Raw genomic sequence first — 24067 nt, 5'->3', positions numbered from 1 at the left:
CATGGATTGTATTAACCTATATACATCTTGTGCGTGCTTACCGCACTTCAAAGGAGAAAGCCCATGCAAACCATGACCAGTCGTGAATTCAACCAACGCACCCACGAAGCGCAAAAAGCCGCCCACAAAGCCCCGTTGCTGATTACCAACCGCGGCAAGCCCGATTTGGTGGTGATGAGTTTTGCTGAATATCAGAATTTGAGCGGCAAGCAGCCTGAACGCACCTTATACGAAGCCCTGCTTGCCTACGACGGGTCTGATGTTTCCGAGATTGAGCTGGATATTCCACCACGTTCCAAGGCACAGCGTCGCCCGGTGGAGTTTGATTGATGAACGACTTCAAATATTTATTAGACACCAACATCATCAGCGAACTGCGTAAAGTCAAACAAGGCAGATGTAACCGTGGCGTTGCCGATTGGGTGCAGTCGGTGAAAGAAAGCGAGCTTTGCACCTCGGCGGTAGTGCTGATGGAGCTGGAACGGGGCGTATTGGGTTTGGCACGCAAAGATCCGCTGCAAGCACAAGGCTTACGCAACTGGCTGGATTACTTCTTAAAAGAAACGCTGTCCGAACACATCCTGCCGCTGGACACCGCTACCGCCAAACTCTGTGCCGGCCTGCATGTGCCCGACCGCAGCCCTGAAAACGATGCCTGGATTGCCGCCCAAGCCATTGGGCACCACTTAATTCTGGTCACCCGCAACGAAAAGGATTTCGCCGACTTCACCGCCGCCGGCTTACGGCTGTTGAATCCGTTTACGGATTGATGGTTGGGTTTGATTGCGATAATGCCGTCTGAACCGCACTTTTGCTTTTCACACAGGCAAAGTGTGCTTTCAGACGGCACATCGATCGCCTAGCGACAGTATCGCATTCGTACGATTACGCCGCTTGAGGCGGCTAATCGTACCTACCGCTTGCTGTCAATCTTTTTTATAAGCGGCCGGTTTTTTGGGAAAGTGACCGCATTAAGAAAATAATACAACTGTGTTAGACACCAGCATTGATAACATTTTATAATATCCAATTGCACAAATAAAATAAGGAAAATTTAATGACATTATTCAAATCACTTTGTGCCGCTGCATTATTAGTACCAGTGGTATCTTTCGCACAAAACGCCGAATTTACCAATCCACAAAGTATTCACAAACCGTTTGGTTACACCCACGTAGTCAGCGTACCGGCTAATCAGAAAATGGTGTTTATTTCCGGTCAGTTAGGTATTTCACAGGAAGGTAAATTAGTCGGCAAACCCGGCGATTTTAAAGCCCAGGCCCAACAAGCCTTTCAAAATCTGGATACCGCTTTAAAAGCGGTTGGAGCAAAATGGGAACACGTGGTCAAAATCAATATGTATCTGACTGATGTGAAAACCCAACTTCCTTTATTACGTGATGTGCGTGACAGCTTTGTAAACACGCAAAATCCGCCAGCCAGTACCACTGTGCAAATTCCGCGATTGGTGACTGACGGTGCATTATTTGAAATTGATGCGACTGTCATTATGCCGGAAAGCAAATAACATTGATGCTACAAGCAGCCTAAAATTTTAGATTTTTTGCAAAACAATGCCATCTGAAAAATTGCAATTTCAGACGGCATATCTTATGCCGTCTGAAACCGCACTTTGATGTGAAGCTTCAGACAGCCTGAAACAAAATCGGTCAATCATCGCCAAACCGCTGTTTCATCAGCTCACAGAGTTGGTCAAATACCCATTTGATGCGTGGCAAGGTTACTACTGCTGGGGGCAGTAAACATAAGCCCTGCTATCAAAAAATCCCGCCACCGACCGCACTTTGGCGGCATGGCGAACGTCTTCGTGCATCACCAAATGCAATTGCCCGATGCCCGATGAACACTTCGTCTGCGTGAACCCTGACCAATTCGGGCAAAGCGTAAGTTTCAGACGGCGTTTCATTAAAAACAGACCTTAGCCCAACCGAGATGATGACTGCCCCACCTGTTCGCCCTGCGCCACAAAATCCCGCAGTCACTGCTGCCCCGTTGCCGCTGTGGTTACGGCTTAGGTTTTTGCCATGGCGGGGGCGGCAAAAGCCAATAACAAACTGCTTAATAATATGATTTTTTTCATTGGGTATTCCTGTTAAGTAAGGCGGACAGTAAGCGCCTGTCCGCCTGATGTAAATTTAAATGTGGTCTGGTATTACCACTGCATTTCGCCTTTTATTACTTTCGCACCCAGCTCCAGCGTACCAACCGAGCCGACATTCGGGTATTGTGCTTTCATTTTTTCAATCAACTCGGCACTGTTTTTGCTGTTGCGTTCGGCTTTGGCAAAATTTTGAAGATAGGCTTTGGTGAATTCCACGCTGCTTGGCGAATAATTGTTGCCCAATGAATGCCCTGCCAACACGGTTTTCGGTTGCAATTTTTGCATGTTTTCCAGAGTGCGAACCCATGTTTGGCGTTCAGCAAGCGTTTTGGTGTCTGCCATCCAAACGTGCAAGTTATCAAACACCACCACACCGCCAAGCACGGTTTTGCTCACAGGCTCCCACAAATAGGTGTGTTTCGGGTCGTTATCCAAGTTTTTGATTTCAATGGTGCTTGTACCCACTTTCAGATGATCGGCAGTGGTGGCTTTCGGCAACACTAAGGCACGCGGAGCGTTTTCTTTCAAAATCGGCGACCAGTAGTCGGATTTGGCAACAATTTTGCTGCGAACGTATTTGGCGGTTTCAGGGGTTGCTAATACTTCGGCTTCTGGAAAGGCTTGTGTCAATACATCCAAACCAAAATAAAAATCAGGGTCGCTGTGGCTGATAAAAATGGTTTTCAGTGGTTTGCCTGTGGCTTTGATTTTTTCAACCAACGTCAAAGCGTCATTACGTTGGAACTGGGCATCAACCAACAACACTTCATTGTCCCCTTCCACAATCACCGAGCTGACAGGCATAATGCTGGCGGCTTGCGGATTGAACAGTTCCATTTTTAAATTATCCGCAAAAGCAGGGGCAGATAAAGCGGTGGCGGCGACAAGACCTAAAGCAAATTTTTTCATGATAAATACTCTCTTAAAAAACAATGGATTGGAATGGAAAACAGCGGAATTGCTGTTTGATGGTGCGTATTATAGATTGTTCAATTATGGCTTGGAATACGATATAATGAAAAACCGTTTTTCAAATTTGGTAAGCAAAAAATGGATTTAAACGCCCTAAAAATCTTTGTGCATGTTGCCCAAGCAGGCAGTTTTTCTGCTGCCAGCCAAAAAAGCGGCATTCCCATCACCACCATCAGCCGCAAAACCAAAGAGTTAGAACAGCAATTAGGCGTGCAATTATTGGAGCGTTCCACTCAAGGTGTGGGCTTGACTGTGCAAGGGCAACAGTTGTACGAGCAAGTGAATTTCAGCCTAGAAACTGTGGACAATGCCGCCCGCAATCTGCTTGGCAATGAACAGGCTTTAAAAGGCAAATTAAGGCTGTCTATGCCGCAAGCCTTTGGGCTGTTTTGGGATTTATTGCATGATTTCCAAACGCAATACCCCGATATTGATGTGCATGTGGTGGCGAGTAATCGCAAGGTGGATTTGATTGCCGATGGTTTTGATGTAGCGGTGCGTATCGGTACGCCTGATACCGAGCTAATGATAGTCAAACCGATGATGAAACTGCAATTGAAGCTGGTTGCCACGCCTGATTTTATCGCCACGCATGGCAAGCCGTCTGTGCCTGACGAATTACAGCATTATCCGCTGTGTGCGTGGGTGGAAACCACCGACATCACCGCCGCATGGGCGCTGGGGGAGCAACGCACTACTATCAAGCCGAAGTTTAGTTGCAATGACTACATTCATTTACGCCATTGGTTGCTGCAAAATAATGGCATTGGCGATTTGCCCGATATGCTTGCCAAGCCCATGATTGCAAGCGGGGAATTGGTGGAAATTTTGCCTGATTATCCGTTTTCTGTGTTTATGGTGCATTTAATTTATCCACAATACCGCCACCCTTCGGCGATTGTACGGGCGTTTGTGGATTTTTGTGGGGAGTGGTTGGAGAAGCATGGATAAATGCCGTCTGAAACTTAACACCATCAAAGTGCGGTTTCAGACGGCCTTTCTCCACCGTTGGGCAATGAAAGATTTTCCCCCTCAGCCCACCTTCACCCGCTCGGCAATGTCTTTCAGATTGGAATATTTTTCAATCAGAAAAGGCATGTCGTCGAGGCTCATGGCAAACATCCACATATAGGTCGTCAGTGCGTAAATATGCCCGGCACTGCCGTAGCCGTTAAGCGTAATCCACACCAGGGTAAAGCCGAACAGCAGGCAGGCCGCCACGCCGATGCACAAATACGCCAGCGCTTCACGGTTGGAAATCCAAATCCGCAATTGTGCGACCAGATCGTAATGCTTGTGCAACTGCATGCTTTCCGCCGTTTGAATCATCTCCACGTCTTTTTCCAAGCGGTTGTTCAGCACTTCGTACAGCTTGTTGCTGATGCGGCTGAAGCGGGGCAGCAGCAGTGCAAAAAACAGCAGAATCGCCGTCGCCAGCACGCCCGACCACCATTCAAGCGCCAGCAGCATCACACAGGCGCCGATCACCGACACCAACGACGTCACCGCCGTGGGCAAATGCTCTTCAAAAAAATCCACAAACTCTCTCGACAACGCCACCCGTGCGCTGATTGTAGAGTGCGTTTGTGCCTGCATACGCTGTTCCACAATCACCGGCACCACCAGTGCCGAATAGATGCGGGCGAAAGTGCGGGTGTCCACCGCCCGCCGAACCGCCCCCACCAACCACATGGCAAGCACCAATGCGGCATACACCAGTGCCTGCCAGACATTGCCCGCCATCACCGCATTGACGGCAAACGCGCCGAACAGCGGATAAATCAGATACAGCAGGTTCTCAAGTGCCACGATAGTAAAGGTCACCAACAATTTTTTGCGGTGGGTGCGACCGATGTGTTTCAGTGTCCGCCACATCAGCTACGCTCCTGCCGCCTTTCCTGCCCGGCATCTTGGGCGACGGTGTGCTTGAACAATTGCAAAAACTGCTGCAACAAATCAAACAGTTGCTCGGACTGTTCTGCCCCGAATTCTTCGAACAACCGCTCGCTCAAGGCTTGATGTGCCGCTACCACCGGCAGGGCTTTGGCTTTGCCTGCTGCGGTCAATTGCAAAATCCGCTCACGCCCGTTGGCAGGATTGCTGTGCATTTGCACCATGCCGCTTTGTCTGAACGCTTTGCACACATTAAACACGGTTTGCTTGGGCAGCAGCCAGTCTTGGCAAATCTGCTGTTGGGTGTATTGCCCTTCCGTGGCAAGCGAATACAACACCGCAAAATGGTTGAAGCCCAACTCGTGTTGCCTCACCCATTGTTCGTGCAAATCACCGATTTCGCTGACCAAACTGTCCAGCTCGTCAAGATTGTAGATTGAATGCATAAAATAGTCCTAAAAGTTATCAATTTGACTATTTTAGTCATTTTTAAGACTTTTTGCAAGGGGTGCGATGAAATTTTACTCATTTTCTCAAACCGCCAAGCACAACAAGGCCGTCTGTTTTATGCACTCAAAAACCGGTCGTTTTGCGTCAAACAATCTTTTACGATAAACCAGCCCGGCACAAGGTTGTTCAAATTATCGAACCACGCCAGCATCGTCCGCATCAATTCATTTGAATACGCCACTTCTTCCTTGCCCAAAGTGACCGCCACCGTAAAGGCATGAATGCTTTCCGCCGCCAGATAAAACGCATTGAGCGTCCAAAAATCCGCCGGCACATCACCGTCAAAATAGCTGTGGAGCTGCCCGATGGCAAACGGCGGGCTCACCTCTGCCGTGACCATCGCCCCCGTCAGTGCATAATAGGGATCCACCAAACCGCTGCCTTGAAAATCGATGACATACAGCTCGTTCTGCGGCGAGATCACCATATTGTCGGACTGGAAATCGGCGTGCAACAGACTCATCGGACGCTGCTGCAAACAAGACATGTGTTTGTTCAAAAAAGGAAAAAGCAGTTCGGCACCGAGCAATGTTTCGCCGCAGGATTGATAATCTTCGAGATACTGTCTGACTTTACCGCCATACACCGTTGCCCAATCGGCGGAGGGCGGATGGCTTTCAACCGCCTGCATGGTTCTCAGCATTTGCCCTGCTTTGCAACCGAATTCATATTGCACTTGTTGCGATAGCGACGGCAACAATTCTTTTGCCTCCTCGCCCTCGCACCAAGTCAGCAGCTGATAGACACTTTTTCCGCCATGACAGATGCCGAAATCAAGCGGTTGCGACATCTTGATACCCGTCAATGAAAAACGCTTCATCAGTTCAAATTCGTGCTTTTTGTTTTCATATTCGGCGATATCCGAGATACGCAGTAATCGTTTTTCGCCGTAAACCGTTGTTACGCAGTATTTTTTATCGCTCGACCACCCTTTGTCGATGAGGTCGGTTTTTGCAAAGGTGTCGGCATTCGGAAGGTCGTGGATTGCGTCAAGCATGGTTTCGTTTCCTGTCGGCGGGTTTGTCCGTGATAATGGTTTTTAAGCATAGCACAACAAGGCCGTCTGAACCGCACTTTTTCCTTTGAAAACAAGGAAAAAGGCGTTCAGACGGCCTGAAAACAGCTGGCGTAAACACGCCCCGCGTGACACCGTGCTTATCGGCGTCCGCGCACAAATTGGCAGGTGATATTGGCGATGCGTTGCCCGTAGAGATATGCCGTTTCCAAATCGCCTTTGGCCATTTGTTCCGGTTCGCACAGCATGGCGCTGGCCACCGCACCCAAGCTGGTGTCGGTGCGGTTGACGGCGTTTTCGCTCGGCCCTGCCGCCGTGTGCAGCGATTCCGGCTCGTTGGCCGCAGGTATGATGCCGAGGCTGACGAAAATCATGCCCAACTGCATGGCATTGGTGAGCAAGCCCATCAAGGTGTTTTCCTTGTCGCCGGCCAAATTGGTCGAGGTAGTGAACGCACCGGCGATTTTATCCTGCCAGGCACGGCTGGACCAGCGTGAAACCGCATGTTCCTGAAAGGCTTTCATGCCGGCCGAAACATTGCCCATATACGTCGGGCAGCCGAACACAATCGCATCAGCGCCGTCGAGCAAATCCAGTTTGTCGGCGGCTTCTTCCACGTTCCAATACAACACCTCCACCCCTTCCACCGATTCGGCGCCGTTTTTGATGGATTGTGCCTGCATGGCCGTGTGGCCTTTGCCGCTGTGATATACGATCGCTACTTTTACCATTACCCATTCCTCATTCGTCTAAAGTGAAAACAATCCCGTTTTATCGCCGCTGAACACGCCGTGCCGGAATACCAATCTTGGTTATTATAAGACAGTTGAATAAAAACTTTTAATGGTTAATAATGGATAGAATCACAACCAAAAGTTCTTAATATCAGCAGGCAAACCCCATTGAAAAACCACATGAACAGCGCAATCTTCGGGCAGTTAACCGTCTTTCACACCATCGTGCGCGAGGGCAACATCGCCGCTGCCGCACGCAAGCTACACATCAGCGCCACCGCCGTCAGCAAATCATTAAAATTACTGGAACAACAACTGGGCTTGCCGCTGTTTGTGCGCAACACCCGCAGCATCAAGCTGACGGAAGCCGGACGCTTGCTGCACGGCCAAACCGCCCACAGCCTGCACAATCTGGAACAGGCTTTCGACCAAGTGCGCGAGCTGGCGCAAACGCCGTCCGGCCACATCAAAATCACCGTTTCCCGCTTGGCCTATCACGCCGCGTTACGGCCACTGTTTGCCGAATTTTGCCAAAGCTATCCGCAAATTCTGCTGGAAGTGTCGCTGAACGACGGCACCATCGATATTCTGGCGGAGGAATTCGATCTCGGCATCCGCTTCGGTGATCAGATTGACGAAGGCATGGTGGCGCGCAAACTGCTGGCACCGATGCGCGAAGGGCTGTTTGCCTCGCCGGCCTACCTCGCCCGACACGGCACCCCCGCCTGCATCGACGATTTGCAGCAGCACAAATTGATCGGCTACCGCCTGATGACCTCAAAATCCCTGCTGCCGCTGCGGCTTATCGAGCAGGCCGAGCCCGTGTGCGTCACCATGCCGCTGGCGCTGATTTGTAACGACATCAATATGGTCAACGACGCGGTTTGCCGCCACTTGGGCATAGGCCGGATCTTCGAGCCGCTTTACCGGCAAGAGGCGGACAAAACCATGCTGGTGCCTGTGTTGGAACCGCATTGGTACACCTATCCCCCGACCTATCTCTACTACCTGAAAAACAGCACGCAGGCGAGAAAAATCAATGTGTTGGTTGATTTTTTACTGGCACGCACCGAATCTGCAACGCCGCATTAACCGCACTTTTCCCGTTGAAAACAAGCAAAAGTGCGGTTTCAGACGGCCTCCCTTTGCAAAAACACCGCACTTGGCTTACTTTAACTTGAAAAGCCATCACATCGTCCCCAAACCGTTTTGCAAGTGATTGTATAGTCAAATAAATTCATTTTAGAACAAGGAAAACGAGCGAAAATAGTACAAGTAGTACTTATGAGCGAGTTTGACGATGTACTAAATTGAATTTAAAAGACTATATCTTTCAATCATGTTACGCAAAGGCGGCATAAAAGCGATTAAATCGCACGGTTTGAACCGCACTTTGGCAAATCAAAGATTCAAAACGGCGTTAATCAGACTGATGTTCGTGGCGGTTTACAGCGTGTAGAGTGGAAGCTGGGTATAACAATCCATGATGTAACCAAGCACCGAACCTTACATTCCACCGACAACCACCCCAAAATGAGGTTTCAGCGAAAATGCAAAGAAGAAAATTTATAAAAAGCTCATTGATGGGCTTGCCTGTATTGATGACGGCAACTGCTTGCAAGCCAAAACAAGGTGTTTCTGCGAATAAAAAAACCGTTGTTATTGTCGGTGCGGGTATCTCAGGTTTGGCGGCAGCTAAAAAACTGCGGGAAAAAGGATTTGATGTAATAATTTTAGAGGCACAAGAGACGGTTGGCGGGCGTTTGCGTACCAATCGAAGTTTGGGCATCAGCTTTGATGAAGGTGCGAGCTGGATACACGGAATTAAAGGAAACCCCATCACTGCGCTGGCACGGCAGGCGGGAATGAACAGCTATCATACTGTCGATAAAAACAGAAAATCCTACGATCTTGGCGGAATTTTAAGAAGTGCCACCACCTATGACCGTGCCGAAGAAGAGCTGCACACAATTCTTGCCACAATGGTGGACAGCGGCAGCACCACACAAAGTTTTGAAACTGTTTTCAATAAATTATATCCGGAAAAAGCAAACGACAGACTTTGGAAATTTTTACTTTCTACCTATGTTACATTCGACTGCGGCGATTTGGATAATCTTTCTTCACTGCTCTATCATGAAGGTGAAGAATTTGGCGGCATTGAAGAAATCGCAACCAACGGTTACGACACCATCGCCCGTTTTTTGGCAAAGGATTTGCACATCCAGCTTAATCAACGGGTTGCAAAAATTGATTATTCAGGCTCGAAAATCAAAGTAACACACAATGAAAATATAGCAGAAGCAGATTATGTATTAGTCACCGTTCCTTTGGGTGTATTAAAATCGAATGCCATTGAATTTATTCCAAATTTGCCGGCTGTCAAACAAAATGCAATACAAAAAGTAGGCATGAATTGCGTCAATAAATTCTTGCTGACTTGGGATAATGCCTTTTGGGACGATGTTCAATACATATCCTACACGCCTGAAATCCGAGATAAGTTTAACTATTTTGTAAATGTTAAAAAATTTCATCCCGATGTAAATGCTTTAATGACGTTCGCCTATGCGGATTATGCAAGGCAGACAGAAACCATGACGGATACGGAAATCATCCATGAAATCATGTCGCACTTAAAAGATATTTACGGCAACAGCATTCCGCACCCAACCAATATGTTAAGAACCAAATGGCAAAGTAATGAAAACGCTTTCGGTGCTTATTCATATACGGCGGTCGGGACGGAAATGCAGCACTTTGATGATTTGGCGCAAGAAGTGAACGATAAATTATTTTTTGCAGGCGAACATACAGAAGCGGACTATTTTTCAACAGTTCATGGGGCTTATTTAAGCGGTATCAGAGAAGCGGATAAAATCATAGCGCTGATTTGATAATACTGAAATCATCATCTGATCGTTCAGACGGCCTGTTGTTTCAAAAACGCCATCAAAGCCTTAACCGCCTGCGGGCAGCGGCTGAAATTGCCGCTTTGCACCTGTCGCCACCGCGTCGCGCAGCCGTGCGGTTCAAAGCGGCAGCCCCCGCGGCGGAATCACTTTTTTCATCACCAGTGTGCTGGTCATGCGCTGAACATTGGGCAGATGCACCAAACGGCGGTCGTACAGCACTTGAAAGCTGTCCAAATCGCGGGTGGTGATGTGCAGCAGGTAATCGGTTTCGCCGAACAAGCGGTCGGCCTGCACGATTTCGGGAATGTCTTTGATTGCCTGCTCAAACCGTTCGGCCGGCTCGTGGCTGACTTCTTTCAACATCACAAATACCATCGCCGAAAAATTCAACCCCACTCGATTCGGATTCAGCCGTGCGCGGTAGCCGTCGATCACACCCGCTTGCTCCATGGCTCTGACCCGCCGCTGGCAGGGCGACAGGCTGATATTGACCATGTCGGCCAGCTCGGTGAGGGAAATTCGTCCGTTTTCTTGCAATACCGCAAGAATTTTCTTATCTATACTGTCCATCTGCGAAAATCTTCTAAAAATAAGCAAAATTATAGCAAAAACCGCAAACCCATTGCCACATCGTTTTTTTATAATACCGGCATGAAAATGAAGTGGAGCAGGTGCAAGATGATTGAACAATTGATGGTGGGGTTTTGGGTATTGTCGCTGAGTTTGGTACTCACGCCGGGAATGGATTGGGCATATGTGATGGCGGCCGCTGCGGGCGGACGGGTGTGGTCGGCGTTGTTCGGCATGCTGCTGGGCTATCTGCTGGTGATTTTTTTGGTGATGGCCGGCGTGGGCGCGGTGGTGGTGGCAAACCCTGTGTTGCTGCACGGTTTGACGTTGGTGGGGGCGGCCTATTTGGCGTGGCTCGGGGTGCAGACTTTGCGCGCGCCAAGCCGTGCGGTGCAAACCACCGCCGAGCCGCAAGCCGCCCGGCGGTGGATCACGAACGGCATCCGTGCCAGCGGTTTGAATCCCAAGGTTTTGTTGGGGTTTATCGCATTGACACCGCCGTTTTTAAGCACGCAGGCCGGCTGGCCGATTCCGGCGCAAATTTTGACCTTGGGCTTGGTTCATCTGGCAAATTGCGCCGTGATTTATCCGCTTGTCGGTTTCGGGGTGGGCGCGGTGATGAAAAAACGCCCGCACTATGCCGCCAACATCAGCCGCTTGTCCGGCATGGCGATGATGGCGATTTCGGCGTGGCTGCTGATCGGCATGTTGCAGACGGCCTGACAACGGATAACACACCGCCCGAACCGCACTTTTATCACGTTTAAAGTGCGGTTCAGACGGCATCTGCCTTATCCGAATCAAACCCGCCTGTGCGGCAACACCGGACAAACACGGCGGGCGGATGGCAGCTGCCGTGTGCCGATTTACTCCTGCGCCGCGGCTTGAATGGCCGCTGCCACTGCATCGGGTTGCGACAGCAGTGACAAATGTGAGGCGTTTATCCGGCTGACACGGGCATTGATTTGTGCCGCCAGCCGCTGTTGCACCGTCGGGGCGAGGGCGTGGTCTTGTTCGGTCAGCACATAAGCGCTGGGTTTGCCGCGCCAGGCAGCCTGCGTGACTTTGTCGCCGAAGGCGGCGGCACGCATCGGCTGTTGCACCGCCACCAGCGCCCGTACCGCACTTTCGCTCAAATCGTTTGCCATCACCTGTTGATACGCCGCCGCATTATCAAGCCACAGCCAGCCTGCGCTGTCGGGCTGCAATCCTTCCATCGGCGCGTTCAGGCGCTCGAGCAAATCCGCCACCGATTCGCCGCTATCGGGCACCAGCGCCGACACATACACCAGCTTTTTCACTTTTTCGTGGTTGCCTGCCTGAGTAATCACCGCCCCGCCCCACGAGTGGCCGACCAGCAGCACATCACCGTCCTGCCGCGCCAACACCCGTTCGGTGGCGGCCACGTCATCGGCCAGCGAAGTGAGCGGATTCTGCACCGCCGTCACCCGGAATCCGGCAGCCTGCAAACGCGCCGTTACTGCCGCCCAGCTTGAACCGTCGGCAAATGCGCCGTGCACCAACACAATATTTTTAATCGCTTTCATCGAATCTCCTGCCTTATCCGGCGTGGTTTGCGCATGGCTCAACGGCGCCGCCAGCGCCAATGCCGCCAACGCACCGAAAAACACCTGTTTCAAAGAAAAATATAACATCAGATTGCCTTTTTGTTTATTTCAAATCATTTCTGGCAAGCAGTCTAGCATCGTTATGCCGTCTGAAAAACCATGCTGCGCTTATTGCATTGTGAAGCCGGACTAAACAATCATGCCGTCTGAAAACCGCTTGGTTAATCGCAAAGTGCGGTTCAGACGGCCTGCAACCGCGGGCTATAGTGGAAAAACTTAACTTTAAATACAAGGCAGCAAGCCGCAGACAGTACAGGTAGTACGGCTAGGCGCAGCAACGCCGTAGTAAAAATTAAGTTTTTTCACTATATGCCTGTGCCAGCAGATCTTCAATAATCCGCACATAGCGTCCGGTAAACGCCACCAGTTGTTTGCGTTCGTTTTCATCGAGGCTGTCAAAGGCGCGGCGCTCCAGCGCGATAATCTGCCCGACGATCGGTTCGGCATAAGCCAGCCCGGCGGCGGTGAGGTTCAGGTATTTTCCGCGCGGCGCATCGGGCATGTTCACCACTTCAATCCACTGTTTTTCCAGCATTTCTTTGCACACATTGTGCACCGTCTGCTTCGGCAGCCACCAGTTGTCGCCGATGTTTTTTTGCGTGCACGGCCGGTGCAGATACAGACAGTACAGCACCGCCAGCGTGCTGTAGCTGACGCCGAGTTGTTTGGCAAACTGGTGATACAAGCCGTTGATGCTGTTGATGTTTCTGAAAAAAACGTCGATATCCTGTTGCAGGCCGCTGCGCTGTGGCATGATTTTATCCTTATCAAGTCCCAAATAATACTTGAACTGAAGTCCTAAATAAGACTAGAATACCAGCAATCGCAAACAGAAGGAACCGCAACATGTGCAAAACACTACGCTTGAATTTTCCGCAATGGCAAGGCGGCGAAAGCGGCAACATCAGCCGACTGGTGCCCGAACTTGCCCCACAGCAGGCAATACAGGGTTATGCCGCCGGCGCGCGCCTGCTGGCGTTTCTCAGCCCGAAACATCAGGGCGCGGAACGTGATGTGCCGGTGTCGCTCGATTGGCACACGCCCACCGAACACGGCATTTTCGCCTATCAGGCCAACAAACGGCAGTTGCAGGCGGCGCTGGAGATGATCAAAGCCGAACAGCCCGAGCGCATCGTCACCCTCGGCGGCGATTGCGCGGTCAGCATTGCGCCGTTTGCCTATCTGGCCGACAAATACCGCGATGACACGGCCGTTATCTGGCTCGACGCGCACCCCGATTTGGGGCTGCCCGGCGACAATTACACCGGCTTCCACGCCATGGCGCTGGCGCAGCTTGCCGGTGTCGGCGACGAGGAGATCACGGCGATGCTGCCGGAGCATAAAGTCAAGACGGAAAACGCCTTAATCGTCGGCCTGCGCGATTTCGGCGAACCGGCGGAACAGCGCCGCCAAGCTTGGGGCATCGAAACGGTGTCGTGCCGGCAGGCAAACCGCGGTTCGGACGAAGTGCTGGCGTGGCTGCGCCAACGCGGCAAATCGAAAGTGCTGATTCATTTGGATTTGGACGTGCTCGACCCCGCCGAACTGAAAACCGCCGTCGGCACCGATCCGCACGGCATGAGCATCGACGCCGTTATCCGCACCGTGGCCGACATCGGCAAACACGCCGACATCGTCGGCTTTACCGTCGCCGAACCGATGCCGCGCGAAGTGATCAAACTGCAAACACTGTTGCAGGGGCTGCCGTTGTAAGCGGCTTGGGATTGCGAATGCCGTTAATCGAACACCGTTAATAGAGAACAGGCCGTCTGAACCGCACTTTTATCTTATAGTCAATTAACACAGAAGAAGACAAGGCGGTGAGTCGAAGACAGTACAGATATAGTGAAAGAATTTAATTTGTGGTACGTCGTCAAACTCGCTCGCTGTACTATTTGTACTATCTTCGCTCGTTTTTCTAGTCCCACTTCTTAACTTCTTTCACTATAGTACGGCAAGACGAAGCCAACGCTGTATTGTTCTGTGTTAATTGACTATAAAAAAGCGTTCAGACGGCCTGTATCATGCGGTGCAACCGTGATGATGATTCAAAATACGGCGGTTAAAAATGTGCCTCAAGATGCGCCGCCCAGTTGAGCAAATCCTGCTCGATTTGCGGGTTTTTCAGCACGTCGAAGCAGGCGAAACTCGGCAGAGCCGCGTAGCCGAAAGAGCGGTACACGCAATGCACGGGGAAGTGCAAATCGTCCAAGCCCTTGCCTTGAAACAGGTATTCCTGCGGATTGTCAAAGGCGGCTTTGGGCGCGTTGAAGGTGGTGGACAGCATGTATTTTTTGCCTGTCTGCACGCCGCCGCTGCCGTAGTCGGCGTGGGGATTTTGCGATGTGCGGCCGTCATGCCGGCACAGGCGGCCTTCCGTACCGGCGCTGTACACTTCGTCCATGTATTTTTTAAACGACCACGGAATCATCATCCAATTGGAGGGAAATTGCAGCAATAGGGCATCCGCCCAGTCGTGCTTATCCAGCTCGCTGTTGATGTCGTATGCCAATACGTTGCTGTGTCGAATGCTGTGCCCTTTGGCGGTCAGGACTTTTTCGGCTTCATCAATCAGGGTTTGCGTGAGTCTGCCTTCGGAAACCGGATAGGGCTGATGTCCGTTTAAAATCAGAATGTTCATCTTGGGTTGCTCATGTCTGTTATCGAATGCCGCACAGTGTAGCGAAAACCCATTTGCACAACTAGACAGCAAAATCCGAATACCTTGTTCTGAATTATTCACCAATCGCCGCAAAAACGATGTCATTGGCCGGATTGTATTGCTAAAATAGCCTTATTTGTTTTATCAAATTAAACAATCAGGCAAATTATGCAAACCGACCACACCCTGCTGCGCACCTTTTTACTGGTTGCCCAAACCCAAAGTTTCACCAAAGCCGCGGCACGGCTCGGCGTATCACGCTCGGCAGTCAGCCACGCCGTCAGCCAACTGGAGCAACAGCTCAAGCTGCGCCTGTTTCACCGCACCACCCGCAACGTCTCCACCACCGAAGCAGGCGAACAGATTTACCGCCGCCTGTTGCCCTTGTTTGATGAAATCGACATCAAAATCGGCGAAGTGCAACAAGGCTTTGGGGAAGAGTTTCGCCGCAGTTTTTAGATAGGCAGCAACGAATGCATCATAACGCTCACCACGAATACGAGCATGGCGATTACCCAAAAATGATTTACTTTATTTGCATGATTGATTGACGCACATTCAAGGCAAAATCAGCCCTGACATCTCGTCCAGTCGCTGTTTGATGGCTTGCCAGTTGGGCAATACCTGCCCCATCAAACGGTAAAATCGCTCGCTGTGGTTATGTTCCGCCAAATGACAAAGTTCGTGCAAAATTACATAATCAATGCAGTCGCTCGGGGCTTTGATTAAATGCGGGTTAAGCGTCAACCTGCCTTGCGGCGAGCAGTTGCCCCATTGGGTTTTCATGCTTTGCAGGCGGATGAGCGGGCTTTCGTTTATCCACAGCGTTTGCTCTAATAAGGCGTGTAAGCGTTTGGCGAATACTTCTTTGGCGCAGATTTTGTACCAGTTGTCCAGCATGGTTTTGACATCGGCGGTTTGCCTGTTTTTGACCGACACCAGCAGTCGCCCACGTAATAATTTTACGCTTGGCAGTGCAGTGGGATTTTCTTCGATTTTGAGCAGATAACGCTTGCCGAGATAAAAATGGCTTTCGCCGCTGATATAACGTCGTGGCAACGCCAACTGATTTTGGGCTTTGAATGCTTGTTGCTGTTCGTATATCCAGCGGCTGCGTTTTTTTACCGCATTGAAAATATCAACCGTATCGGTGTCTATAGGAGCAGATACCATCACTTCACCACTCGGCTCAACTTTGATACGGATTTTGTCGGCAAGTCTTGGGCTGGTAATCAGTGTAAAGTGGATTTTTTCATTGCCGTAGTAGAAATGTAGATTGTCAGCTTCCACTTTTATTCTCATCATCAGGATAATAAATAGTATTACTTGGAATAATAAATGCCCGAAAAAATAAAGCCAGCCAGGTTAATGAAAATATAACCAGCCCCAATATCAATAATGCTTGCAGTAAAAACTCTTGTTTTTCGGCAAAATTCACCCCTTGTAATAATGTTTTTATAATAACAGGGTAATTTTCAACATCCTGTATAAAAAGCCATTGAATGAGCATAAATAAATTAATCGCTAGAAATTTTGCCGAAACTCGACTTCTTTGCTTAATGATTTCTTCTCTTTTTAGAGTATATTTTAATAGAAGTTCGTTATTTTCCTTTATTGCTTGTAATTCTAAAGATTTTATCCATTTGTAATCTTTGTAATGTCGATTATCATTAAAATCTCTTTCATAGCAATCAATACCTATTTTTGCCAAAAGATTAGATAAAATAAAGATGTATAAAAATCTAAAGGCTGGAAATATCATGGTAAAAACCATAGAAAACAGCAATACAAAATAAATATAATCTTCTATTCTAGTAAAGTAAAACCTCCATTGATTGACGGCATGAATAACAGAAATACCATATGTCAATGTGAAATATAAATCCAAGCAGGTGATAAGCAATAAAAATCCAATAAACCACTCTAATTCCATAATGCTGTTTAATAGATTTTTTATTTTTCCTGGGCTGTCATCTATTTTCTTATCCATTTCATATTTCCTTAACTTTTATTTTGCCCCACCCGCACAATCTGCACCACCGCTTCTACCATTTTTTTCGCCTGCTCCATGCCAGCTCCAATGGCTTTGCATTCGGCAAACAGCTTGGGCAGTAATTGCTTGCGGATGTCGGTTTCGATGTTGTGCGGATTGATGGAATGCTCGGCGACCGATTGGCTGACAATATTGTCTATTTCAAAGGCGAGTTTGACCCATTTGCCTGTATCTAAATTCGTATCCATATTCATATTGATGCTGTCCGAAAAGGTTTCGGGCAGGGTTTGCTTGAACACGCCGTAATAGGCTTGGGCGTGGAAATTGCCGCCGAATACATCGGGAATGTCATCAAGGCGGCGGTTGGCAACTTGTTGTTCAAATTCGTGAAACAGCCAGTACTGCTTGAGTTCGTAATCAAACAATTGCTCCGCCTCGGCAATCACTTCTTTTAACAGCCGTGAAAAGGCTTGCTGGGCGTAAGGATCATCACGCAAATCTTGTTCGATGGTGCGGGCGATACGGGTTTTAATCAGGTCGGTTTCGTTACGGGTTTTTTCTTTGCTCCAGTCTTCGGGGTGCTCCAGCTTGCCCATTTTGCCCACTTCATACACGCCCTCAGGTTCTTTGACCGCCACGCCTACCACATGTTTGTCCAGCAGTTTTTTGACCGAATCGGCATAGTCGTCAAAATCCACGCTTTCGCCAGCATCTTGCTGTGCCAGCCTACGCAGATGGCTAAACTGTGCCAAGGTGTCTTTGTAATGACGGCGGTCGGTTTCGCTGTAGGACTGGTCGACAAAAAAAGTGGCAGACTGCAACGCCACTTTCAGGCAACTTGAAAAAGCGGTGAGAGCAGCATAAAAATCCTCGCGCACTTTGAGGGCGGTGTCCGTCCATTCGCCGTTTTGTTCTACCATTTTGGGAATCAACACCTGTCGCAACTGCTCAATATCATGCTTGTTTTTGACACCGCTAAAAATCGCCCACAGCCCGTCATACAACATCGGCAGTTTTTTATATTCGTGGCTCATCGGCTGATACAAGCCGTCAATATCGGCAATGTCATAGCCGCCTTGGGTGCGTGCCGCCAAGTCTTGGTATCGGGTAATGGTGGTGTCCAGCTCTTTTAAAATGCCACGGTAATCAATCAACAGTCCGAATTTTTTGGCAGGGTGCAGGCGGTTTACCCGTGCGATAGCTTGAATCAGATTGTGCTGTTTGAGCGGCTTGTCGATGTATAGCACGGTATTTTTGGGTTCATCAAAGCCTGTGAGCAGTTTGTCCACCACAATCAATAGTTTGAGCGGATCGGCTTCATCAGCAAAGCGGGCGATGATGTTTTTGCTATAGGTTTGCTCGTCTTGACTGCCGACATTGTCCGCCCACCATTGCACCACTTCATCACTGTGGCTTTCATCAAGGTTGCCCTCACGGCTGTCTGGCGGGCTCATCACGATTGCCGATTCAAACAAACCCGCTTCGTCTAAGTATTGTTTATAACGAATGGCTGAAGTTTTGCTGTCGCACGCCAATTGTCCTTTTAGGCCGTCTGAAATATGCCCGGCAAAGTGATTAGCAATATCCAAGGCAATCAAGCGAATACGGTCATCCGCCCCATATACCTTATTTTTTTGGGCAAAACAGCGTTTCAAGTCGCTTTTTTGTTGTTCGTTTAATCCCTTAGTCATCCGCTCAAACCAGCTGTCTATCGCCCGAGCGTTCACCTCCAAATCAGGAATACGTTCTTCATACAACAGCGGTGTTACCGTGCCATCTTCCACCGCTCTTTGCATGGTGTAGGCGTGGATAATCGAACCGAATTTATGCGTGGTTTTGTCGTCTTTAAGCAATGGCGTGCCTGTAAACGCCACAAATGCCGCATGGGGCAAGGCGTGTTTCATGCGAATATGGTTTTCACCGCCTTGACTGCGATGCCCTTCATCCACCAACACAATCAAATCCGCACTGTCGTTAAAGCATTCAGCCAGCTTTGTGGCACTGTTGAACTTCTGCACCAAAGTAAAAATAATCCGCTCATTACCTTTGCCAATCTGCTGTGCCAAGCGTGTGCCAGAGGTTGCCATGGCTTGCGATTTATCCCGCCTGCCTGCCAATTCGCCACCGTTCATAAACGTCGCCGCCAGCTGATTTTCCAAATCCACACGGTCGGTCACCACGATTAAACGGCAACGCTTCAAACACTCATCCAAAATCAACGCCTTACTCAAAAACACCATGGTGAACGACTTGCCCGAACCTGTGGTATGCCAAATCACCCCGCCCTCTCGGCTGCCATCCACACGCACCACCGCCATGCGTGCCAACAAGCGTTTGATGGCGAACACCTGCTGATAACGGGCGACAATCTTGCCGACTTTTTTGTCAAACAACACAAAAAACCGCACCATCTCAAGCAAGCGTTCTTTGCTCAATAAGCCGATAATCAGCCTGTCTTGCCCGTTTAACGCCAGCGGTGCAGATGACCACTGCTCATACCATGAATATTTATCCGCACGATTGGCAAACACGTCAGCAAGTGCGGTTTCAGACGGCCTTTGATTTTTGAGTGCCGTCATATCCGCCTCGCTCACAATCTCCTCACGCCACGCCGCCCAAAACTTGGCAGGCGTACCGCAGGTGGCATAACGCCCATCAACACCACTCACCGACAGCAACAGTTGGCTGTAAGCGAACAATTGCGGTATTTCACCTGTTCGCTGATTGCGGATGGTTTGCGAAATGCCTTCCGCCACCGTCGCCCCTTTTTTGCCATCGGGGCGTTTGGCTTCGATCACCGCCAGCGGAATACCGTTCACAAAACAGACCATATCAGGCTGCCGATATTCCGCACTATCACCACACGTTACCCTGAATTCTTCGGTAAAACTAAAATCATTATTGGCAGGATTGTCCCAATCAATCAAGGCAATGGTCGGATTCGCTTTTTTGCCACCAACAAACTCCGTCACCGAAATGCCATACAGCAAATGGTTGTAAATCCGCTCATTGGCAGTTTGCAGCCCTTCATTCAAGGCTGGCGAGAGTTGCGACAGCACATCATCAATGGCACGCTCGGATAACGGATAAGACTTGCCCTCAAACACAAACCGCCGCTTGGCAAGCTCTCCCCGCAACACTTCAATAAGCACCACCGCACTTTTATCCCCGCCCCGCAATGCCAAGGCGTGAGAAGGCAACAGATACCGCCAGCCGAGATTGCACAAGAGTAGCAGGGCAGGGATTTTGGCACTGTATTCTTCTTGGAATTTTGGGGTGGGGTGCATGGGGACTCCTGTTTTATCTGGTAGAAGTTTTTTTAAAAATAACAATAAAAACAATAAAGTAACAATATTTTTCAACAAAATGTTGAAATCATTTAGCACAATAGGCTATTATATATACGGATTCATTACCCATCGGTAATGAACTTACCGAGGTTTTTGCCGCAGAGCCAGCGTAGCGAATCAGCGGCAGCTCATTCTACAATCCCTAGTTTGCACAGGCATTCATCCCTGCTCCAAACTGGGGATTTTCTTATTCTGTCAATGCTGTTATCAGCTACATAACAAGTCACAAAGTTCGCTTTCAATTGGTTTCGCTGATTGACACTCATATCAATCACCACCACAAAATCCCCATACACCACGCTCACTCTGCGTGCCGGGTCGTGGGTTTTGGTTGCACTAATCCAGCCTTGATAAAGGCTTGCGTCAGGGTGTTTCAGCGTGTGGGCAATCCACGGCATACGCTCGGCTCGAATTTGACTAAACTCATTCTTGCTTTTGCCCTTGGAGCTTTCATAAAACGCATGATTAAATTTACTCGCCGAAAAATACACTCGAATGCCGTCAGCCGTGATGATTTCGGCTCGGCAATAATGGTTTTCATAAAAAGAACGATAATCCTGCCAGCAAGACAACGTCAATAAAGAAGGCAAATCCTGCATTACCAGCCCCCTTGCAAGTTAATCCGAAACACATTGAATTTCTTTTCATCACGGTGAGTCATGCCGATTTGTCTGCCCAACCAGCCCTCCAACGACAGCACCAACTTTTCTTTGGCACTATCAGGACGTAAAGTGCGATTCATACGGGCAGACGCCATGCCCAGCAACAAATCACAAAGCTGAATCAACACCACTTCTGATGATGGTAACGATTGAATCTGTGCAATATTTGCCGAAATATTACTGTTATCCAAACAACGTTTTAAGGTTTCCAAGCGTTTTAAGTCTCGGTTTTGTTTGATGTCGCAAAAAATCCGGTATTCATTAAAATCCAAAATCCAGTGGTGCAACAATTGATAATAAAATTTATAAAACCCCAATTCATTATCGCCATCATGCCAGTTATTGTTAAACTGATGGCGACTGACAGCAATACAACGAAAACGCAAGCTGTCTTTATGTCCGACAAATAAATCAATCAATGCTTGATAAAAAGACAGGCTTCGCCGATCTACTTTACGCCATTTAATCTCTCCCCAAATATTATGTCGCTGTCGCAACTGCAAAACCTGCTGTTTGATTTCTGTACGCAATGATTCAGGTAGCCATAGACTACCTATCATCATAAATTCAGCTTGCGGTTTGGACGAGTTAAACAAATCAGGATAATTTTCATCACAATACACTTCAAATTTCATTGTTTTACTCCTGTTCGCTCAACGCCACAAATACCCTCCTCTTCCCCGTCAAAAGCTGTTGCATCAGGGCTTGTTTTTCGGTTTTTAGACGGCATAAGGTTTGCTTTAGGGTGTCGATTTCGTTATCGGCGGCGGTGAGTACGGCGGCGATTTTTTGTTGTTCTTTAAAAGGAGGAACTGGGATAGAAATACTCATTAATTGACTTACACTCACTTCTTTTTGCCCTGTACCACCAGTCAAGTTATTAACCATAAATTTAAAATATTCTGTACTCATAACCGATAAAATAAACTCTAAATCCGTATTATCCCCTTTAGCATTAAAACTTGAGATAGCACTTGAAGCAATTAAACCATTGCACTCATCAGGAACGATAGCAACACCACCATTATGTAAATTTTGTCGACCAATAATTAATTCGCCAGCATACCTTTTGTAATATGGTCTGCCTTTTTCAGTTGTTTTTGGAAATTTACCTGACCGCACAGCACCTTTATGGTGTAGTTTGACGGTGAGTAATTCAATGACATCAGGAAAAATCTCTTTTTCTTTGTTGATTTCCTGTATTAATGTACTGAGCTTCTTGGTTTCCCACACTCCACAAAACCGTTCGCCATTTTCATCAAACAACCGTTTTTTCCCTGTCAATAACTGCTGCATTAAGGCTTGTTTCTGCTGTTCGCTGTTTTGAATCAATTGTTCGATGGTGCGAATGGCGTTGTCCCAAGTGGTGAGAATTTGGGCGATTTTGGTTTGTTCATTTATATTTTCAGGCAAGTAAATAAGGGTATTTTCAAGAATCCTTTTATTGATTTTCACCATTGTCTTGCTACTGCCTGCCGCTGAATTTGTAAAATACGACCGTACAAATGAACTTCTAAGAAATTGCTCAATATATGCAACATCAGCTTTTTCTGAATTAATACGAAACCTCATCATTAAGTCAGGGTATGCACAATTATTTATCTCATTTTGAAATCGTATTGATCTTCCAACTTTACTTGGTGTATTTGAGCGACTTACAAGAAAATCATTCATGGATAATATGTTTTCTAGAATTTTTGATTCTGGTAGCACGGGCTTGATTTCAGAAACTTGAATGCCATCATCAGTCAAAGCACCAAGGCTCAAAACCCAATAGCCTGTTTCATGGCTTGCAGCAACTGGGGAAAAACCGTTTTTAATTGAACCATCAATAATATTTTTCAAATTAATTTGCTTCCACCCATTCGGCAATTGATTCATTTTTATGCTCCGCTTTATTTTTCCGCATTATAACATATTGTTTTATTAGATTTATTTAACCTTAGAATAAAATCCAACATTCACCAAACATCACCATAATGACGCTATTGTTTCTCCAGATTCCGAATAAAGATATCAAAATCAGACCGCACTTTTTGCTGTTTGTTGAATGCCTGATATTCCTCAATTGCTTTTTTTGTGGCTTGGCTGTGGCTGATTTTTCCGTTGTCTTGCAAAATCTCATAGCGGTTGAAGCTCAAAAAATCATCAATACTCTTGGCAAAATCCTGCATATTCAATAAGCGTTCGTCTTCCAGCAAACGTTCCACATAATCAAAATAGGCGGAAACATTTCGCTCCAGTTTTTTGATTTCTTGCTCGGACAGATAGTTTTTTGCCACCACCACATCGGATTGCAAAATTCGTCCTTCTGGGGCATTTTTCCATGTACTTAATCCCATGTGTTCTTTGCTTTGGTCAGCATGGTTATAGACAATCTCGGCAGCAGTTTGCCCTGTGATGGCGTAATGGAATTTGTTTTGTACATTGGCATAAAACTGGCGGGTAATTTCCGAATTTTTATCATAATCGTAAGAAATTTCGGCAAAAATATCGGTCAATTGTTTCCAGATGCGTTGTTCGCTGGCTCGAATCGAGCGGACGGTTTCTAGCAATTCACGGAAATAATCTTTGCCAAAGGCGTTTTCACCTTGCTTTAGGCGTTCGACATCAATGGCAAAGCCTTTTTGGATATAGGCTTTTAAAATCTCGCTCGCCCAAATGCGGAATTTGGTGGCTTTGGCTGAATTGACACGGTAACCGACGGAGATGATGGCATCGAGATTGTAATGCTCGATTTCTCTTGTTACCTGACGATTTCCTTCTTGGCGAACTATTCGGATTTTCCGAATAGTTGGGTATTGCGCCAATTCACCACTTTCAAAGATATTTTTCAGATGTTCATTGATGGTGGGAACGCTCACGCCAAATAACTGGGCAATGCTTTTTTGCGTCGCCCACAGGGTTTCATCTTGTATCAAAACTTCGGTATGCCCGCCGTGGTCGTAAATCAAAAATTGGATTTCGTTCATTATTGCTTCCTGTTGTCGTAGCAGTTAGTAGTGTGGCGTAAGCCCATCAATAAAGGCGGGTTCACACCC

General features: G+C 48.1%; 25 protein-coding genes and 2 pseudogenes. 9 read left to right on the top strand and 18 right to left on the bottom strand.

The features are described from left to right. Window positions 1-63: 63 nt before the first annotated feature. The 3 genes from B8880_RS12525 (at window position 64) to B8880_RS12515 (ending at window position 1528) form a co-directional block, all read left to right on the top strand. Window positions 64-330 carry a type II toxin-antitoxin system prevent-host-death family antitoxin gene (locus B8880_RS12525; RefSeq protein WP_084257912.1) on the top strand — a complete coding sequence of 89 codons (267 nt, stop codon included), beginning with the start codon at window positions 64-66 and terminating at the stop codon, window positions 328-330. After that, window positions 330-770, top strand: coding sequence for a type II toxin-antitoxin system VapC family toxin (locus tag B8880_RS12520; protein WP_084257911.1), 441 nt, complete (start codon window positions 330-332; stop codon window positions 768-770). The genes B8880_RS12525 and B8880_RS12520 overlap by 1 nt, the downstream gene beginning before the upstream one ends. 287 nt (window positions 771-1057) lie before the next feature. Next, window positions 1058-1528 carry a RidA family protein gene (locus B8880_RS12515; protein ID WP_084257910.1) on the top strand — a complete coding sequence of 157 codons (471 nt, stop codon included), beginning with the start codon at window positions 1058-1060 and terminating at the stop codon, window positions 1526-1528. Window positions 1529-1744: 216 nt separating this feature from the next. Here the strand turns inward: B8880_RS12515 and B8880_RS14335 are convergent, their stop codons facing one another. Further along, complete coding sequence (locus B8880_RS14335) at window positions 1745-1927, bottom strand: hypothetical protein (RefSeq protein ID WP_115306303.1); 183 nt, start codon at window positions 1925-1927, stop codon at window positions 1745-1747. A gap of 246 nt (window positions 1928-2173) precedes the next feature. Continuing rightward, complete coding sequence (locus B8880_RS12510; protein ID WP_084257909.1) at window positions 2174-3031, bottom strand: MBL fold metallo-hydrolase; 858 nt, start codon at window positions 3029-3031, stop codon at window positions 2174-2176. Between the two features lie 141 nt (window positions 3032-3172). Here B8880_RS12510 and B8880_RS12505 point away from each other — a divergent pair, with 141 nt between their 5' ends. Continuing rightward, window positions 3173-4045, top strand: a complete 873-nt coding sequence (locus B8880_RS12505) for a LysR family transcriptional regulator (RefSeq protein ID WP_084257908.1) — start codon at window positions 3173-3175, stop codon at window positions 4043-4045. A gap of 81 nt (window positions 4046-4126) precedes the next feature. Here the strand turns inward: B8880_RS12505 and B8880_RS12500 are convergent, their stop codons facing one another. The 4 genes from B8880_RS12500 to B8880_RS12485 all read right to left on the bottom strand — a co-directional run bounded on the left by B8880_RS12500 (window position 4127) and on the right by B8880_RS12485 (window position 7243). Beyond that, window positions 4127-4969, bottom strand: a complete 843-nt coding sequence (locus B8880_RS12500) for an ABC transporter six-transmembrane domain-containing protein (RefSeq protein ID WP_084257907.1) — start codon at window positions 4967-4969, stop codon at window positions 4127-4129. Further along, window positions 4969-5433, bottom strand: a complete 465-nt coding sequence (locus B8880_RS12495) for a MarR family winged helix-turn-helix transcriptional regulator (protein ID WP_115306304.1) — start codon at window positions 5431-5433, stop codon at window positions 4969-4971. Before B8880_RS12495 ends, B8880_RS12500 begins: the two co-directional genes overlap by 1 nt. A gap of 119 nt (window positions 5434-5552) precedes the next feature. Then, complete coding sequence (locus B8880_RS12490; RefSeq protein WP_084257906.1) at window positions 5553-6494, bottom strand: aminoglycoside phosphotransferase family protein; 942 nt, start codon at window positions 6492-6494, stop codon at window positions 5553-5555. A 158-nt stretch (window positions 6495-6652) separates the two neighbouring features. Further along, window positions 6653-7243, bottom strand: a complete 591-nt coding sequence (locus tag B8880_RS12485; RefSeq protein ID WP_084257905.1) for a flavodoxin family protein — start codon at window positions 7241-7243, stop codon at window positions 6653-6655. 183 nt (window positions 7244-7426) lie between these two features. Between B8880_RS12485 and B8880_RS12480 the strand changes: the two genes are divergently transcribed. Next, window positions 7427-8338 (top strand): LysR family transcriptional regulator, encoded by a 912-nt coding sequence (locus B8880_RS12480; RefSeq protein ID WP_084257904.1) that lies wholly within the window; start codon window positions 7427-7429, stop codon window positions 8336-8338. Window positions 8339-8796: 458 nt separating this feature from the next. Continuing rightward, window positions 8797-10143 (top strand): flavin monoamine oxidase family protein, encoded by a 1347-nt coding sequence (locus B8880_RS12475; protein WP_084257903.1) that lies wholly within the window; start codon window positions 8797-8799, stop codon window positions 10141-10143. Window positions 10144-10278: 135 nt separating this feature from the next. Here the strand turns inward: B8880_RS12475 and B8880_RS12470 are convergent, their stop codons facing one another. Continuing rightward, window positions 10279-10731 (bottom strand): Lrp/AsnC family transcriptional regulator, encoded by a 453-nt coding sequence (locus B8880_RS12470; protein ID WP_084257902.1) that lies wholly within the window; start codon window positions 10729-10731, stop codon window positions 10279-10281. A 108-nt stretch (window positions 10732-10839) separates the two neighbouring features. On the opposite strand from B8880_RS12470, the gene B8880_RS12465 reads away from it, so the two are divergent. Further along, window positions 10840-11454 (top strand): LysE family translocator, encoded by a 615-nt coding sequence (locus B8880_RS12465; protein ID WP_115306305.1) that lies wholly within the window; start codon window positions 10840-10842, stop codon window positions 11452-11454. Between the two features lie 143 nt (window positions 11455-11597). Here B8880_RS12465 and B8880_RS12460 read toward each other — a convergent pair whose 3' ends face one another. Then, window positions 11598-12386: an alpha/beta fold hydrolase gene (locus B8880_RS12460; protein ID WP_084257900.1), complete on the bottom strand. Its 789-nt coding sequence runs from the start codon at window positions 12384-12386 to the stop codon at window positions 11598-11600. A 265-nt stretch (window positions 12387-12651) separates the two neighbouring features. After that, window positions 12652-13113 (bottom strand): MarR family winged helix-turn-helix transcriptional regulator, encoded by a 462-nt coding sequence (locus B8880_RS12455; RefSeq protein ID WP_084257899.1) that lies wholly within the window; start codon window positions 13111-13113, stop codon window positions 12652-12654. A 92-nt stretch (window positions 13114-13205) separates the two neighbouring features. Here B8880_RS12455 and B8880_RS12450 point away from each other — a divergent pair, with 92 nt between their 5' ends. Beyond that, entirely contained in the window at window positions 13206-14072 is an 867-nt protein-coding gene (locus tag B8880_RS12450; protein WP_084257898.1) for an arginase family protein, read from the top strand. A gap of 349 nt (window positions 14073-14421) precedes the next feature. On the opposite strand, the gene B8880_RS12445 is transcribed toward B8880_RS12450, so the two are convergent. Then, window positions 14422-15000 carry an NAD(P)H-dependent oxidoreductase gene (locus B8880_RS12445; protein ID WP_084257897.1) on the bottom strand — a complete coding sequence of 193 codons (579 nt, stop codon included), beginning with the start codon at window positions 14998-15000 and terminating at the stop codon, window positions 14422-14424. Between the two features lie 189 nt (window positions 15001-15189). Between B8880_RS12445 and B8880_RS14740 the strand changes: the two are divergent. Beyond that, window positions 15190-15447 (top strand): annotated as a pseudogene (locus B8880_RS14740) (LysR family transcriptional regulator); the annotation flags it as partial. A gap of 33 nt (window positions 15448-15480) precedes the next feature. Here the strand turns inward: B8880_RS14740 and B8880_RS14795 are convergent. The 8 genes and pseudogenes from B8880_RS14795 to B8880_RS12405 form a co-directional block, all read right to left on the bottom strand. After that, a pseudogene (locus tag B8880_RS14795) lies at window positions 15481-15540 on the bottom strand (hypothetical protein); the annotation flags it as partial. A 39-nt stretch (window positions 15541-15579) separates the two neighbouring features. Continuing rightward, window positions 15580-16311 (bottom strand): M48 family metallopeptidase, encoded by a 732-nt coding sequence (locus tag B8880_RS12435; RefSeq protein ID WP_244165648.1) that lies wholly within the window; start codon window positions 16309-16311, stop codon window positions 15580-15582. Then, on the bottom strand, window positions 16301-17011 hold the full coding sequence (locus tag B8880_RS12430; protein ID WP_084257894.1) for a hypothetical protein: 711 nt from the start codon (window positions 17009-17011) through the stop codon (window positions 16301-16303). Before B8880_RS12430 ends, B8880_RS12435 begins: the two co-directional genes overlap by 11 nt. Window positions 17012-17022: 11 nt before the next feature. After that, window positions 17023-20301 (bottom strand): type I restriction endonuclease subunit R, encoded by a 3279-nt coding sequence (locus B8880_RS12425; RefSeq protein WP_084257893.1) that lies wholly within the window; start codon window positions 20299-20301, stop codon window positions 17023-17025. Between the two features lie 191 nt (window positions 20302-20492). Next, window positions 20493-20963, bottom strand: a complete 471-nt coding sequence (locus B8880_RS12420) for a hypothetical protein (protein ID WP_084257892.1) — start codon at window positions 20961-20963, stop codon at window positions 20493-20495. After that, window positions 20963-21661, bottom strand: a complete 699-nt coding sequence (locus tag B8880_RS12415) for a DUF3800 domain-containing protein (protein ID WP_084257891.1) — start codon at window positions 21659-21661, stop codon at window positions 20963-20965. The genes B8880_RS12420 and B8880_RS12415 overlap by 1 nt, the downstream gene beginning before the upstream one ends. Window positions 21662-21665: 4 nt before the next feature. After that, window positions 21666-22907, bottom strand: a complete 1242-nt coding sequence (locus tag B8880_RS12410) for a restriction endonuclease subunit S (protein ID WP_084257890.1) — start codon at window positions 22905-22907, stop codon at window positions 21666-21668. A gap of 104 nt (window positions 22908-23011) precedes the next feature. Continuing rightward, window positions 23012-23998, bottom strand: a complete 987-nt coding sequence (locus B8880_RS12405) for a virulence RhuM family protein (RefSeq protein ID WP_084257889.1) — start codon at window positions 23996-23998, stop codon at window positions 23012-23014. Window positions 23999-24067: the final 69 nt, after the last annotated feature.

The sequence above is a fragment of the Pasteurella testudinis DSM 23072 genome (genome assembly GCF_900176075.1).
Lineage (GTDB): Bacteria > Pseudomonadota > Gammaproteobacteria > Enterobacterales > Pasteurellaceae > Chelonobacter > Chelonobacter testudinis.
The sequence above is the reverse complement of the archived record's forward strand: the minus strand, read 5'-3'. Positions and strand labels throughout refer to the sequence as shown.